The sequence below is a fragment of the Amycolatopsis sp. NPDC004169 genome (genome assembly GCF_040610315.1).
Classification (GTDB): Bacteria; Actinomycetota; Actinomycetes; order Mycobacteriales; family Pseudonocardiaceae; genus Amycolatopsis.
Map to the genome: position 1 here is coordinate 314,686 of NZ_JBEXMD010000002.1, position 13,527 is coordinate 328,212.

Annotated in this window: 13 protein-coding genes and 1 pseudogene; 6 read left to right on the plus strand and 8 right to left on the minus strand. The window is 70.8% G+C overall.

All coding sequences use genetic code 11. The features are described 5' to 3' along the window. The first annotated feature begins 206 nt into the window (after positions 1-206). The 4 genes from ABZX11_RS04170 to ABZX11_RS04185 all read left to right on the plus strand — a co-directional run bounded on the left by ABZX11_RS04170 (position 207) and on the right by ABZX11_RS04185 (position 5,136). Positions 207-1,280 (plus strand): TIR domain-containing protein, encoded by a 1,074-nt coding sequence (locus ABZX11_RS04170; RefSeq protein WP_354909691.1) that lies wholly within the window; start codon positions 207-209, stop codon positions 1,278-1,280. Then, positions 1,267-3,540, plus strand: a complete 2,274-nt coding sequence (locus ABZX11_RS04175; RefSeq protein ID WP_354909693.1) for a hypothetical protein — start codon at positions 1,267-1,269, stop codon at positions 3,538-3,540. Before ABZX11_RS04170 ends, ABZX11_RS04175 begins: the two co-directional genes overlap by 14 nt. A gap of 128 nt (positions 3,541-3,668) precedes the next feature. Then, a complete protein-coding gene (locus ABZX11_RS04180) occupies positions 3,669-4,598 on the plus strand; it encodes a hypothetical protein (protein ID WP_354909695.1) in 930 nt (309 codons plus the stop codon). A 13-nt stretch (positions 4,599-4,611) separates the two neighbouring features. Next, complete coding sequence (locus ABZX11_RS04185) at positions 4,612-5,136, plus strand: hypothetical protein (RefSeq protein WP_354909698.1); 525 nt, start codon at positions 4,612-4,614, stop codon at positions 5,134-5,136. Positions 5,137-5,178: 42 nt separating this feature from the next. Here the strand turns inward: ABZX11_RS04185 and ABZX11_RS04190 are convergent, their stop codons facing one another. From ABZX11_RS04190 to ABZX11_RS04205, 4 genes are all read right to left on the minus strand, one after another. Further along, positions 5,179-6,006, minus strand: coding sequence for an MAB_1171c family putative transporter (locus tag ABZX11_RS04190; RefSeq protein ID WP_354909701.1), 828 nt, complete (start codon positions 6,004-6,006; stop codon positions 5,179-5,181). After that, positions 5,922-6,257 (minus strand): hypothetical protein, encoded by a 336-nt coding sequence (locus ABZX11_RS04195; protein ID WP_354909703.1) that lies wholly within the window; start codon positions 6,255-6,257, stop codon positions 5,922-5,924. The genes ABZX11_RS04190 and ABZX11_RS04195 overlap by 85 nt, the downstream gene beginning before the upstream one ends. Then, positions 6,254-6,769 carry a hypothetical protein gene (locus ABZX11_RS04200; RefSeq protein ID WP_176172140.1) on the minus strand — a complete coding sequence of 172 codons (516 nt, stop codon included), beginning with the start codon at positions 6,767-6,769 and terminating at the stop codon, positions 6,254-6,256. Before ABZX11_RS04200 ends, ABZX11_RS04195 begins: the two co-directional genes overlap by 4 nt. 82 nt (positions 6,770-6,851) lie before the next feature. Continuing rightward, the gene (locus tag ABZX11_RS04205; RefSeq protein ID WP_354909706.1) at positions 6,852-9,056 is read right to left on the minus strand and encodes a molybdopterin-dependent oxidoreductase; all 2,205 of its coding nucleotides are present in this window, start codon (positions 9,054-9,056) and stop codon (positions 6,852-6,854) included. A 151-nt stretch (positions 9,057-9,207) separates the two neighbouring features. On the opposite strand from ABZX11_RS04205, the gene ABZX11_RS04210 reads away from it, so the two are divergent. Continuing rightward, a complete protein-coding gene (locus tag ABZX11_RS04210) occupies positions 9,208-10,293 on the plus strand; it encodes a serine hydrolase domain-containing protein (protein ID WP_354909709.1) in 1,086 nt (361 codons plus the stop codon). A gap of 6 nt (positions 10,294-10,299) precedes the next feature. Here the strand turns inward: ABZX11_RS04210 and ABZX11_RS04215 are convergent, their stop codons facing one another. Together ABZX11_RS04215 and ABZX11_RS04220 are read right to left on the minus strand one after the other, a co-directional pair. Then, on the minus strand, positions 10,300-10,536 hold the full coding sequence (locus ABZX11_RS04215; RefSeq protein ID WP_354909869.1) for a hypothetical protein: 237 nt from the start codon (positions 10,534-10,536) through the stop codon (positions 10,300-10,302). Positions 10,537-10,555: 19 nt separating this feature from the next. Then, positions 10,556-10,732: pseudogene (locus ABZX11_RS04220) on the minus strand (MerR family DNA-binding transcriptional regulator); the annotation flags it as partial. A 24-nt stretch (positions 10,733-10,756) separates the two neighbouring features. Between ABZX11_RS04220 and ABZX11_RS04225 the strand changes: the two are divergent. Next, positions 10,757-12,145: an MFS transporter gene (locus ABZX11_RS04225; protein WP_354909711.1), complete on the plus strand. Its 1,389-nt coding sequence runs from the start codon at positions 10,757-10,759 to the stop codon at positions 12,143-12,145. Here the strand turns inward: ABZX11_RS04225 and ABZX11_RS04230 are convergent. After that, the gene (locus ABZX11_RS04230; protein WP_176172113.1) at positions 12,120-12,404 is read right to left on the minus strand and encodes a ubiquitin-like small modifier protein 1; all 285 of its coding nucleotides are present in this window, start codon (positions 12,402-12,404) and stop codon (positions 12,120-12,122) included. The genes ABZX11_RS04225 and ABZX11_RS04230 overlap by 26 nt on opposite strands. 3 nt (positions 12,405-12,407) lie before the next feature. Beyond that, positions 12,408-13,490 (minus strand): exo-alpha-sialidase, encoded by a 1,083-nt coding sequence (locus ABZX11_RS04235; RefSeq protein ID WP_354909713.1) that lies wholly within the window; start codon positions 13,488-13,490, stop codon positions 12,408-12,410. Positions 13,491-13,527 lie beyond the last annotated feature (37 nt).

The window sequence follows — 13,527 nt, forward strand, 5'->3', positions numbered from 1 at the left end:
GGGTCGGGGTTGCGCACCGCAGCCCATGGGTGGTCGACCGGAGCCGTCCGTGCTTGCGCGCGTGCCCTATGCGGAGGGCGGCCAAGCCACGTCGGGAGGTCGGAAAGGAATCGCCTCGGGTAACGGCGGACGGAAGGTGTAACGACAGCGACCGGCGTCGCGACCCTTGTGGCGTCGAATTCCAGGGACCCGACGAGGGAGTGCACATGGGTGGTCCCGCGACTGAGCCGTACGACTTCTGCCTGTCGTTCGCGACTGAGCAACGACCTTATGTGGAAGAAGTCGCAGCACTGTTGCGAAAAGCCGGGCTTACCGTGTTCTATGACGCGTACGAGACGGCGACGCTGCTCGGCGAGGATCTCTATACACGCCTCGACGAGATATACAACCGCGGATCGCGGTTTTGCGTGTTGTTTGCTTCCGAAGCGTACGCGCGCAAGGCCTGGACCAATCACGAGAGACAGTCCGCCCAGGACCGGGCGCTGCGAGAAGCTGCCGCTTACGTGTTGCCGGTGCGGTTCGACGAGACGCCGGTGCCGGGGTTGCGCGGCACAGTCGGGTACGTCGACGCACGGGTGACGTCACCGGCCGGGCTCGTGCGGATCCTCCTGGAGAAGCTGGCGGCGGAATCCCGGATGGCCACTGTATCCGCATCGATTCTGGCGTTGAAAGGGAATGCGCGCACCGATCTGAAAGGTCTACTGCGGGAAGCGCTGTCGAGCTGCCGGGTCTCCCTTGCTGCGGAGCTGGTTTCCGGACGTGTGTCGCGAGCGGTCGCCGTCGTTCCGGAAGCGACACTCTCGGTCGCGGAAGTGGTCGTGGACGTGACGGCAACGATTGCCGACCTGGCCCGCAAGAGGTCTGTGCCGAGACTCAGGATCGCTGTGCACCGGGGTGAAGTCCCATCGGGCGAGCCGACGGAGTGCGTCGATGTGACGGAAGCCGTCGACGCGTCGGCCTCCGCCGCCGTTGCCGAAGTTTTCGAGCGAGTCCCCGGCGCCGTCTGCGCGATCGTGGCGACTCAGCGCGTCTTCGACACGGTGATCCGGCCGGGCCGCGGGGGGTGCAATCCGACTCAGTTCACCCTGGCGACCGCGGCCGACGGACGCGGTCTCTACGTCAAGGTGCCGGGCTTTCCCCAGTACGGGTCGGCTGCGCACCGTGCCGATGCCGCCCCGCAGGCGACCACCATCACGCGGACGAACAACTTCGGCGGACCGGTGACTGCCGGCCAGATCGGGGACATCAACTTCTTCGGGAGCGAAGATGACCGACGCTGACCCAGAACCCGTCGAGCCCCAGAACGGAGACGCGGCCGACGCGGATGGATCGCCTGGATCCGAAGGCGGTGCCAAGGAGCCGGAGGAGAAGCCGGACAAGAGCGCAGACGAAGACCGCAAGCCCAAGGACGAGAGCCAGGACAAGGAGAAGGCCGAAGAAGAGGAGAACGTCCGGTCGGCGCAGGACCGCGCAGCCGACCCGGAGAACGCCCAACAGTGGGGCCTGTTCGCCAGCCGAATGGACTCGGCGTTCCAAGCCATGTTCGGCGTCGGCGCGAGTGGGTTCGCCGCCGCAGGCGGTACGGCGAATTTCTTCCTCGGCGACACCGCCGTCGGCCAGGTCGGTGACCGGAACTTCGTCGGGAGGCGGCGTTCGCTCGAGATCCGGGTCCGCAGCGGTCTGGTTGCGAAGGAGGTGCTCGCGCAGATCGACGAGGCCTACGTGGAGCCCGACGACTACCGCGAGCTGACCCGTAAGCTCGAACAGCACCAGTTGCTGTTCATCAAGGCTCGGGGCGGCACCGGCCGGACGATGACCGCACTGCACTTGCTTCACCGCAGCTGCCAGGACGGCGTGCGCAAGCTTGATCCCGATGCACGGTTGAAGACGCTGCAGCCCAAGGAGTTCCAGCCCGGACACGGTTACCTTCTCGAATCGCTTGACCCCGAACAGGCCGCGACCCTGAAGTCGTTCCACACCGAGCGGCTCGGGCAGTACATGCGTGACAAGGGTTGCATGATGGTCGTCATCGTCGACGAATCGACGAGCCTGCCAATGCACGAGATCGGCCACCTCGTCAGCACCGGCTTCACCCGGGTGAAGCCTGATCGGCTGCTCGAACGCTACGTCGAATGGGGCCTCGTCGACTCCGCACCCGAGGCCGACCACGAGGTGCTGTCACGCCCCGAGGTGAAGGAGATCATCGCCCAGCTCACCGAAGAAGTTCCGGCTCGCGAGCTGGCGAAACTCGGGGATCTGCTGATCGAGGTAGCCTACGACCGGATCGGCTTGGAGACGGTCCGGGACCGGTATTCGGCGGCGAGCAAGGCGGGTTTCGGGGAGTGGTTCGACGCCCAGGACGACCTCGAGCAACGTGCCTTCGTCATCGCCCTCGCGGTCTTCAACGACGAACCGGTGCAGTTGGTCTCGACTGCCGCCACGATGCTGGCCGACAGATTCAAAAAGCTCGCGATTCCCCGGCGCGGCGACCGGTCCCGTGACGTGTTCGCGGTCTCGCTCGCCGAGCGAGTCCAGCAGGCGCGAGCCGAACTGGCCACCGGTTCGCAGGAGACGGAATTCGGCGACGTGCCGGTGTCGAAGGCCCGCTTCCAGGACGAGCGTTATCCGCAGCTGGTGTTGGACCACGTGCGCACGCAGTACACCCAGGCGCTGGACGTGGTCATGGACTGGCTCCTCGCCCTGGGCAGCATCCCCAATCCGCAAGTCCACATCCGGGCCGGGGTCGCCGCGGGACTCCTGAGCCAGTACGACTTCGTCAACGTGTTCGGCCGGATCATCAACCCCTGGGCAGTGTCAGGCGAACGCGAGCAGCGCTGGGCGGCTGTGGCCGCGCTTCAGGTCCCGGCCCGGTTGCCGGGCTACGGTCTGCTGATTTCGAAACTGCTCCGCCACTGGTCGCGCCACACCCTGCGCCAGCTCCGCTCGGCGGCGGCCCAGGCACTCGGCACGACGACCTCGATCAGCCCGGACGCCGCGCTGAGACAGCTGAAGTACGTCGCTCGTCACGCGGACTGGATCATCGCCTACCACGTGGGCGAGGCCATCAGTGACTTGTTCGTGCGCGCCGACCCGGTCCTGGTCCTGCAAACCCTGGTGCGCTGGTCGAGGGGGGACGAGTTCGTGGAACGCCGCATGACGGCGCTGCTCGCGGTGCTGATCACCTCACACTACGTGGAAATCCAGGCCGACGGCTCGGAGCGCTGGCCGGCATTCGTCTGGTTCGCCGAACACCGGCCGGATCTGCGGCGCCATATCGTGCTGCTCTTCGCCCGCTTGCTGGTGACCGTGGACTTCGTGCGGCGTACGTACGTGCACATCAAGCAGTGGGTGCGGACCACCCGCCGGGAACCGGCAGTGACTCAGCCACTCGCGCGGTTGCTGCGCGACATCGGTGCGCGCTCGGGCGAAACCGCGAGTATCCGCACCCACCTGGCGGCCTGGGCCGAAGACCCCGACGGGCCGCTGATCGCCGCCCGGGCCGTGCTCCAACACTTCGACAAGGAAGAAGGATCACAGTGACAGATCGAGCTCCGAAAGGGGAAGGCCGGCCCGGCTCCGGCACTGCCGTCGCAGCCGTGCAGCGGCTCGAGGTGACCCGCTCCAGCCTGCGGAAGAACAATCCCGCTTCGTCCGGGCACTCCGCGGTCGTGTACGTCACGAAGCGTGGCGACTACCAGGTCGGATCCGGCCGCCTGACGGCAGGCGAAGTGTGGCTCGCCACTCCGCGCGAGATGTATCTCGTCGACATCACCCCGCACGAAGAGGTGTTCGAAATCGGCCTTCCGTCGGCCGAAGAAGCGTTCAACTACACCGCGAGCGTGCGCGTCACCTGGCGGATCAGCGACCCGGTCGCTGCCGTGAAGGCGGGCAAGGTGGAGCCGCGGGAAGCGATCGGCCGCTTCCTGGAGGAAAAGCTGCGCGAAGTCACGCGACAGTTCGGGGTGGAGGACAGTGCGAACGCCGAGCGCCGGATCATGCACGAATTCGGCGAGCGGGAAGTCAGGATGTCCGACGCGGTGGTCGTCACCCGCTGTACCGCGGTCCTGAACCTGGACGAATCGACCCGCAAGCACATCGCCAGCCGGACGGAGTTCGCGCGGAGTTCCGAAACCGAGCGGCTCTCGCACGAGGTGCGCCGGCTGCGCGCGGAGCACTCCCGTGAAATGCGGCGGCTCGAGCAGCAGCACGAGCTGGAGCTCAAGCAGCAGCGCATGAAGGTCTACGCGGACGCTATTCGCGAAGACGACGCGAACGTGCTGGCCTTGCGGCTGGCCGGGCACAAGGACGACATCCAGGACGTCATCGCGCTGCTGCAGGAGCAGAAGAAGCTGAGTCTCGATAACGCCAAGGACATCCTCCAGATGGCGCTGGAGAACAAGGCGGTGACCCTGACCGAGCTCAAGCCGATGCTGAACGACGCCAGCCGGACGATGCTCGGGCTGCCCAAGAGCCCCGGGGTGCCGCCCCGGGTGACGGCGGAAGCCACGCGCGCCGATCTGCACGACGACGAAGCCGATTCGCACGACGACGATGACGACGAAGACGACGAGGACGAGGACGATGGCGGCGAGCGGTGAAGTGCTCAGTCCGGTGAATGACGTTCCGGTGTTCGGTGACCTGGTCGGCCTGGTCGACAACGCGGCGATCCAGCTCGGGTTCCCGCTGCCGTTCCGGGCCTTCGGCGAGCTGATCATCGTCGGCGTGCTCGCCTTCTTCCTGCTGCGGTTGGTGACCGCGCGGTTGCTCCCGTGGGCGGGCAATGCGCTCGTGCGTCCGGTCACGATGCTCACCCAGGCGCTCCTAGTCCTGCTCTTGCTGCCGGACCTGGGTATCGCCCGCCTGGCTCGTCACCTCAGACGGAAGCCGCCCGAGGCGGTCTACGGGTACGGCTCAGCGGTGCTGGCTGTGGTCGAGTCCGTCGAAGAGCTGATCCGGCGCGGATTGCCGAAGCTGGGTCTGGTCCGGGCGTTGCGGCCCTGGGCGCTGATCGTCCTGCTGGTCGCGGGCTTCCTGCTCTGGAACCAGGAAGAATGCGCGGTGGGCACCGGGCCCACGTGCGCCAGTCCGGTCCAGGCGTGGCTCGCGTCGTTCGACTCGCTGGATTCGAAGGGCTGAGCCGGGGGCCGAGGGTGGTTGCGTGTGCCTCCGCTACCTCCGTCAGGAGGCCGTGTTCAGGGATTCGGACAACGCGACGAGCTCACGGGCATCGTCGTCCAACCCGCCGCCGTCCGGAATCGCCAGTGGCATGGGCTCTTCCGGCGCCGGCTCGCGGCGGGCGTGGGCGCGCAACGCCTCCGTCAGGCGGTCCGGCAACGGGCCGTCCAAACGCGCGACGTACGGGCTGATCCGGACCAGCCCGTCCCGGCATTCGATCACCCGGCGGTAGTACCGGCGGTGCACGCCCAGCACGCTCAGCGTGTCCCACCGGCCGCGCGGGGTGCGGCTCAGCGCGTCCTCCGGGAACGCCTCGTGCAGCTTCGTCCACAACGGACGGAGGCGGTGGTACGTCCGCAAGTGCTGCCACCACACGCGAGCCGCCGCCAGGCGGGTGGCGACGCCGGGGTACGACAGCCCGACCACCAGCAGGATCGCGCTCGGGAACACGAGCCAGACCGTGGCCTGGACCAGCAGCCGGGGGATCGCCGCGCCGGCCCAGTGGACCAGGACCACCGCGATCAACGTCGCCCCGCCCAGCGCCCCGATCGCGAATCCCACCGAGGCCAGCGACAACCCGCGGGCCAGCCGGGGCGCCGCCCCGCGGGCGTACCGGCGGGCGAAGAAGCACGCGCTCGCGATGCCGTACGTCAGGTACAGGTCCGCCGCGAGGTAGAAGACCGACACCCCGGCGCGCGGGTACTGCGCCGGCGGGACGTCCGGCATCAGGACCGTCACCGTCGCCATCACCAGGATGGCCGCGCCCAGCGGGATCGCCTCCAGCCGCGCCGGGCGCGGGAGCCCGGCAGGGCCGAGAACAGGAAGAAACACGCCAGCGCAAAGACCAGACCGCACAGGAAAATGTGCTGGAACAGCAGGGGCACGATCCGCCCGGGTTCCGGCTGGTTGACGTCGCCGGCCAGCAGGCCCAGCGGGTAGGCGGCCGCGAAGGAGGCCAGGCAGGCGGTGACCATCCAGCGTGCGACGTCGCCCGGGGCGCGGGTCAGCTGGTAGATCTTCCACAGCAGCGCCGGGAACAGGATGACGCCCTGGACGACGAGGAGCGTGATCTTGCTGTTCACAGCCAGCCCAGCCGTTCGTCCAGGGCGGCGTCGATCCGGCGGGCGGCACCCTCGTCCGACGACGGCGGGGCGACCCGGTCGAGGACCGAGGCCCACTCCAGGATGATCGTCGCCACCGTCTCGGCCTCCCGCTCGTGGTCGGTGTCGTAGGACGTGCGCAGCAGGGCCCGGCCGGCCGCCTCCGGCACCAGGCCCGGCGCCAGCCGCGCGACCAGGTCGTGGTTCTCCGCCGTGGCGCCGTGGCCGGCGAGCATGTGGCCCAGCTCGTGCAGGATGATGTGGCGCTGGTGGGCCTTGCTCGTGTCCTGCTGGTAGACGATGTAGTCGGCCTGCGCGGTGGCGATCCAGGCACCGAACGGCCCCGGCACCGGGATCCGGTGCGGCAGCAGCCGGATCGGGCGGCCGCGCTGCTCGCCGACGCTGCGGCAAAGCTCCAGCACGTCGAGCGGCGGCCGGATGCCCAGTTCGTTCAGCAGCCGCCTGCAGCGGCGCCGCAACTCCCGTTCCTTCACCAGCCGCCTTGCCGTCGCGTCGCCCGTTTCCGCCCTTACCGTAGACGACGCCGGGCCGGAAGATCATCGCCCGTGCGGGCGGCTAGCCGATCTCCGGCGCGATCTCGCACAGGGACGCGCGCAGCGGCGAACTGCCGCTCACCGGGTCGGCCGGGCCCTGGGCCAGTACGAGGTTGAGGTTGGCGCTGCCGTCGCCGTCGACCGGGTAGCCCGGCTCGCCGAGCCCGGACGCCGGCTGCCACCAGCCGTGCTGGCCGCACACCACGCCCGGGTCGAGGTTGACGTTGAACTTCGCCCGCGCGCGGACGCTGCCCCGTGGGGTCTCCAGCCGCACCCAGTCGCCGCCGTCTCGGGGTGCAGCTCGACCTCGGGATCCGGGGCGGACTTGCGCAGGCTCGGGACGGCGCGGTGCTGTGTCTCGCAGAAGAACAGCGACTTGGCGCAGGTGAGCACCAGCGGGTAGCGGGCCGCCAGGTCCGGCCGCGAGAGCGGGCTGATCGACGGCTCGTGGTAGCCGGGCAGCGGCGGGTAGCCGGCCCGGAGCAGCGCCTCGGAGTACAGCTCGACGACGCCGGAGGGCGTCCGGAAGCCACGCCGTTCGTACTTGCGGTGCTCGGTCCGCAGCGGCAGGCGGATGCCCTCCGGGGCGGCTCGCAGCTGGTCCAGGCTCAGGCCGCTGGGCGCGAGCTGGTGGCGCCAGGCCGCCTCGACGTCGCCGTCGAAGAAGTGCTCGCCCAGGCCGAGCGCGACCGCGAGGTCGAAGATGATCCGCAGGTCCGGCCGGGCTTCGCCGCGCGGGGCGACCAGCGGACGGCGCACCTGGACTTCTCGCCTGCGCGTCCTGGCTGATCTCGAACCCGATCCGCACCGCCTCGGCTTCCCACGCGCTCGTGGCCGGCAGCACGATGTCGGCCTGTTCGGCCGTCGGGTTCATGAACAGGTCCGTGTGCACGAAGAAGTCCAGCGCGCCGAGCGCGTCGCGGCCGCATGCGCTGTCGCCGTGCGCCAGCACCAGGTTGGCGCCGAAGTTGACCAGCGCCCGGGCCCGGTACGGGACGCCGTCCAGTGCCGCCCGGTAGAAGTCCTCGCCGGTGACGAACTCGAACCGCGCCGGGCCGAGCGGCCGCTCGCGCGCGCCGATGGCCTTGGCCCGCTGCCCGTCCGGCAGCAGCGCCGCCCCGTCGACCGGGTTCGACGGCACCGGCGTGAACAGGACGTTCCCGTCGGACACGTCGAGGCAGCCGGTGAGCGCGTAGAGCTGGCTGACGGCCCGCACGGTCTGCGTCGCGTTGCTGTGCTGTTCGAGCCCGCTCCAGGTGTAGAACGCGACCGGGCGCGCCTCCCACAGCAGCCGGGCGGTGGCGGTGACCCGGTCCGCGGGCACGCCGGTGATCCGCTCGGCGACGTCCGGGGTGAACCGGGCGCACTCCTCGGCGATGAGGTCCCACACGCGACGGGTCGACACGCCGTCCGGGGGCGCGTCGCCGGGTGCCAGCAGTGCGCCGGCGTCGGTCCGCACCGACCACGAGGCATTGGTCCACCGCTCGACGAAACCGCTGTCGTACCAGCCGTTTTCGATCATCTGGTGGGTGATGGCCAGTGCGAGGGCGGCGTCCGTGCCGGGCCGGACGCGCAGCCACTGGTCGGCCTTGCTCGCCAGCCCGGCCCGCCGGGGGGCGACGACGACGAGCTTCGCGCCCCGCCGCAGCGCGGCCGTGGTCGCGGTGGCGTGCGCGAGCCGGGACGCCGACGGGTTGTACCCCCAGTAGAGGACGCACCGGGCGTTCTCGAGGTCGGGCAGGTAGGCGCCGGGCACCGGCTCGCCCCACGTGCAGGTGGTGGCCAGGTAGCGGCCCCAGCCGCACAACTCCATGGAGGACACCAGGTTCGGGCTGCCGAACGCCCGCCGCAGCCGGGTCAGCCAGTCGACGGAGTCCGACATGGCCGACGTCGACGGCGATGCGGTGCCGAACACGACCGCCTCCGGCCCGGACTCGGCGGCGATCGCCGTCAGCCGCGCGACGACGGTGGCCAGTGCCTCGTCCCAGCCCAGCCGCTCCCAGCCGGGGTCGGCGGCGCCCTTCGGCGCGGTCCGGCGCAGGGGGTGCCGGAGCCGCTCGGGGTGCGCGACGATCTCCGGCGCGGCCTTGCCCTTGACGCAGAGGGCCTGCCCGGTCGGGTGCCCGGGCAGCGGGCGCAGGGCGAGCAGCCGACCGTCGTCGACGGTGGCGGTGGCCCCGCAGCGGGACACGCACAGCGGGCAGAACGTCGCCACTTCGGTCGCCATGGCGTACCTCCGATACCTCCATCCGGAGCATTCATCGTGGCACCGGCGTGGTTCGGTGGCGTGCTACGAGTTGATAAAGGAAATTCCGTGGGAAATTTGCGGCTTTTAATTCGGTGGCGCCACCGGCGCCGAGCGAGTTGAGTCGGCTCCCATGGTGGACGTGCACGGTACGTGCGACGAGCGGTTCTCGGAAGTGCGCGACGCGCTCGCGGAGTCCTTGGCCAAGGACGACGTCGGCGCTTCGGTCGCGGTCTTCGTCCACGGCGAACCCGTTGCCGACCTGTGGGGCGGGTACGCCGACGCGGCTCGATCCGTGGCCTGGGAAGAAAACACGATCACCAACGTCTGGTCCACCACCAAAACGATGCTCGCGCTGTGCGCGCTGATCCTCGCCGACCGGGGAGACCTGGACCTCGACGCGCCGCTCGTCCGGTACTGGCCGGAGTTCGGTGCCGCGGACGTGCGGGTGCGGCACGTTCTCTCGCACACCGCGGGACTGCCCGTCTGGGACACGCCGATCACCCTTGACGATTTGTGTGATTCGGCCAAGGTCACCGCCCTGCTCGCCGCGCAGGAACCGCGGTGGACGCCCGGGGAAATCGGCTGCTACCACGCGGTCACCCAAGGATTCCTGCTCGGTGAGGTCGTCCGGCGGATCACCGGCGGGACGATTGGGGAGTTCTTCGCCGCGGAAGTCGCCGGACCGCTGGGTGCGGATTTCCACATCGGACTCCCCGATAGCCACCACGACCGCGTGGCGCCGTCCCTCGCCCCGCCCGGCGGGCTGACCGTGCCGCCGCCCACCGAGCTCTTCGACGCCACTCCCAACCCCGCACTGGTGCCCGAGGACACGAACACCCCGCAGTGGCGGCGCGCGGAGATCCCGTCGGGGGCCGGCTTCGGCAACGCCCGGTCGGTCGCCAGGGTCCAGTCGGTCCTGTCCGCCGGCGGAACGGCCGGCGGCGTGCGGCTGCTGTCGCGAGCCGGGTGCGAGCGGGCCTTGGAGGAGCAGTACCACGGCCTGGACTACGGCCTGGGCGTCCCGATGCGGTACGGCCTGGGCTACGGCATCAGCGGCCGCAACTGCTTCTGGGGCGGCATGGGCGGTTCCCTGGTGTTCAACGACCTCGACGCCAGCCTCACGGTCGCGTACGTGATGAACCAGATGCTCGACGCGATCGTCGGCGACGGCCGCGGGATGACCATGGTGGGCGCGGCCTACAGCGGCCTGTCGTAGCCCGGATCAGCGCACCCGTCCCGGCGCCCAGAGCCCGTCCGCGTCGCCCGCCTCCAGACGGCCCCGGTAGACGCCGATCTTGCGGTCGATCAGCTTCAGGTTCTCCTGCAGTTCCGCCAGCTTCGCCAGCACGTCCGCCCGGTGCTCCTCCAGCAGCGCCAGCCGCTCCGGCTCGTTGCCGCGGCCGGGCCGCGACCAGGTCCGCGTACCGGCGGATCGTCTTGATCGGCATGCCCGTCGCACGCAGCTTGGTGCAGATCTTGATCCAGTCCAGGTCCAGCTGGCGGTAGCGGCGCCGCCCGCCGCTGGTGCGGTCGACCTCGGTCACCACCAGACCCGCGCGTTCGTAGTAGCGCAGCGTGTGCGCGCTGACGCCGGTGCGGCGGGCCGCGTCGGCGATGGTCAGGCCCTCGGCGGGGATCGGCTTGACTTCGAGCACACTCTAAATCCTAGCGTCGACGGCATGAACGTTCCGACCGCCAGCCGTCCGGGGCTCGTGCTCGCGATCTGCTGCGCCAGCATCGTCGTCGTGGTGATGGACATCTCCATCGTCACCGTCGCCCTGCCGGCGATCCGCCGTGACCTGGGCGCGTCCGTCTCCGGCCTCCAGTGGACCGTCGACGCCTACACGCTGGTGCTGGCCGCCTTCCTCGTGCTCGCCGGGTCCGCCGCCGACCGGTTCGGCCGCCGCCGGGTCTTCCGGTGCGGGCTCGCGCTGTTCGGCCTCGGCTCGCTGCTGTGCAGCCTCGCCCCCGGCATCGGCTGGCTGATCGCCGCCCGCGCGCTGCAGGCCGCCGGGGGCACCATGCTCAACCCGGTCGCGATGGCCATCGTCGCCACCACCTTCCCCGCGCCGGCCGAGCGGGCCCGCGCCATCGGCGTGTTCGGCTCGATGTCCGGCCTGGCGCTGGCGCTCGGGCCGATCCTCGGCGGCGTGCTCGTCGACGGCTTCGGCTGGCGGGCCGTCTTCTGGGTCAACGTCCCGATCATCGCCGCCGCCCTCGTCACCACCACGCTGTTCGTGCCCGAGTCCCGCGCGCCGCGGCCCCGCCGGTTCGACCCGGTGGGCCAGGTGCTCGTGCTGCTGGTGCTCGGCAGTGCCGTGGCCGCCCTCATCGAGTCGCACCGGCTGGGCTGGACGTCGCCGTGGATCCTCGGCCTGTTCGCCCTCGCCGGGCTCGGCGTGCTGGGCCTGCTGGCCCACGAGCCGCGCCGCGCCGACCCGCTGCTCGAACTGCGCCTGTTCCGCAGCGTGTCCTTCAGCGGCGCGATCGTCATGGCGGTGTTCGCGCTCTGCGGGTTCGGCGTGTTCCTGTTCGTCACCACGCAATACCTGCAGGACACCCGGGGCCTGACGCCGCCGGCGGCGGGGCTGTGCCTGCTGCCGGTCGGGGTGCTGGTGCTGGTCCTGTCCCCGCGGACCGGCCGGTTCGTCGGCGCGCACGGGCCGCGGTGGCCGCTGGTCGTCGCCGGTGCCGCGCTCACCGCGGGCGGCGCCGTCTCGGCGTTCCTCGGCCCGGCGACGCCGCTGCCCGTCGTGCTCGCGACCTTCCTGCTGTTCGGCGTGTTCCTCGGTGCGGTGAACCCGCCGATCACCAACACCGCCGTCTCCGGGATGCCGGGCTCGATGGCCGGCGTGGCGGCGTCGCTGGCCTCCGCCGGGAGGCAGACCGGGACGACACTGGGCGTTGCGCTCTCGAGTACGGGACCGGGCGTGTGGTGGCTGGTCACCGCGCTCGGAGCCGGTCTCCTCGTCCTGGCGCTGCTCAGCACCGGACGCCGGGCGGCCGCGACGGCCGACCGCGCGGCGGCGCTGTTCGACGAGCTCAGCCGCCCGCGACCGACGGGATGATCTGCACCTCGGCGTCCGCCCGCAGCACCGTTCCGGGGCCGTCCCGGTGGCGGCACTCCTCGCCGTCGACGTAGAAGTTGACGTACCGGCGCAGCCCCGCCTGCTCGTCACGCAGCCGCCGCTCCAGCGCCGGGTACCGCTCGGCCAGCGCGTCGAGCACGGCACCCAGCGTGGCAGGCTCGGCGACCTCGACGGCCAGCCGGGACTCGCCGCCGGCCTTCTCCCGCAGCGTCCCGGGCAGCAGCACGGTGATCCGCACGGCTCACACCCTCGCGGCGCGGACGCTCAGCACGTCGGGCAGGTGCGCCGCGACGAGCCGCCAGCTGTCGCCGTCGTCGCGGCTGGCGTAGACGTCGCCGGTCCGCGAGCCGAAGTAGACGCCCGCCGGGTCGGCGTCGTCGGTGCACATCGCGTCCCGCAGGACGCCGGCCCAGTAGCCGTCCAGCAGGCCCGGCCCCAGCGCTTCCCACGACTTGCCGGCGTCCTCGCTGCGGTACACCCGGCACCGGCCCTCCGGCGGGAACCGCATGGCGTCGGCGACCAGCGGGAACGTGTAGATCACCTCGGGCCGGTCCGGGTGGACGACCACCGGGAAGCCGAAGTCGCTGGGCAGGCCGTCGGCGATCGACTGCCAGGACGCGCCGGCGTCGTCACTGCGGTAGACGCCGTGGTGGACCTGCGCGAACAGGCGGTCCGGCGCGGCCGGGTGCCGCGCGACCTTGTGCACGCACTGGCCGTATTCGGGGTAGGGGTCGGGCACGTGGACCGCCTTGATGCCGGTGTTGCCCGGCGCCCACGACGCGCCGCCGTCCTCGGTGCGGTAGACGCCGCCGGTGGACATCGCCACGGTGACGCGGGCGGGGTCGGTGGGGTGCGGCAGCACGGTGTGGATGGCCTTGCCGCCGCCCCCGGGCGTCCAGTGTTCGCGGTGCGGGTGGTCCCACAGGCCGCGGACCAGCTCGTAGGTGCGGCCGCCGTCGGTGGAGCGGAACAGGGCGGACGGCTCGGTGCCGGCGTAGACGACGTCCGGTTCGCTCGCCGGGCCCGGCACGAGCTGCCACGCCCTGGCCAGGGACTCGCCGGTGTCGGCCGGGAAGGCGATCGGGGCGTGGTCGGGCTCGTCCCAGGTCGCGCCCAGGTCGTCGCTCGTGGCGACGCTCGGCCCGAAGTGCTCGCTGGTGATCCCGGCCAGCAGCCGCGGCGTGGCGCGGCGCGTGTCGATGCCGACCGCGTACACCTCGGTCATCGGGTGGTGCGGGCCGGTGACTTCCCAGGTGGCCCGGTCGTCCGTGCTGGTTGCCAGCCACAGACCCTTGCGCGTGCCGATCGCGAGCAGGACGGTCATCGGGCGCCTTCCTCCAGTGATGCAGGTCACAGGTACT

Coding starts and splice junctions, on each gene's coding strand:
- ABZX11_RS04205 (WP_354909706.1), bottom strand. CDS start 9,056: ATGGCGACCGAAGTGGCGACGTTCTGCCCGCTGTGCGTGTCCCGCTGC.
- ABZX11_RS04175 (WP_354909693.1), top strand. CDS start 1,267: ATGACCGACGCTGACCCAGAACCCGTCGAGCCCCAGAACGGAGACGCG.
- ABZX11_RS04225 (WP_354909711.1), top strand. CDS start 10,757: ATGAACGTTCCGACCGCCAGCCGTCCGGGGCTCGTGCTCGCGATCTGC.
- ABZX11_RS04235 (WP_354909713.1), bottom strand. CDS start 13,490: ATGACCGTCCTGCTCGCGATCGGCACGCGCAAGGGTCTGTGGCTGGCA.
- ABZX11_RS04210 (WP_354909709.1), top strand. CDS start 9,208: ATGGTGGACGTGCACGGTACGTGCGACGAGCGGTTCTCGGAAGTGCGC.
- ABZX11_RS04170 (WP_354909691.1), top strand. CDS start 207: ATGGGTGGTCCCGCGACTGAGCCGTACGACTTCTGCCTGTCGTTCGCG.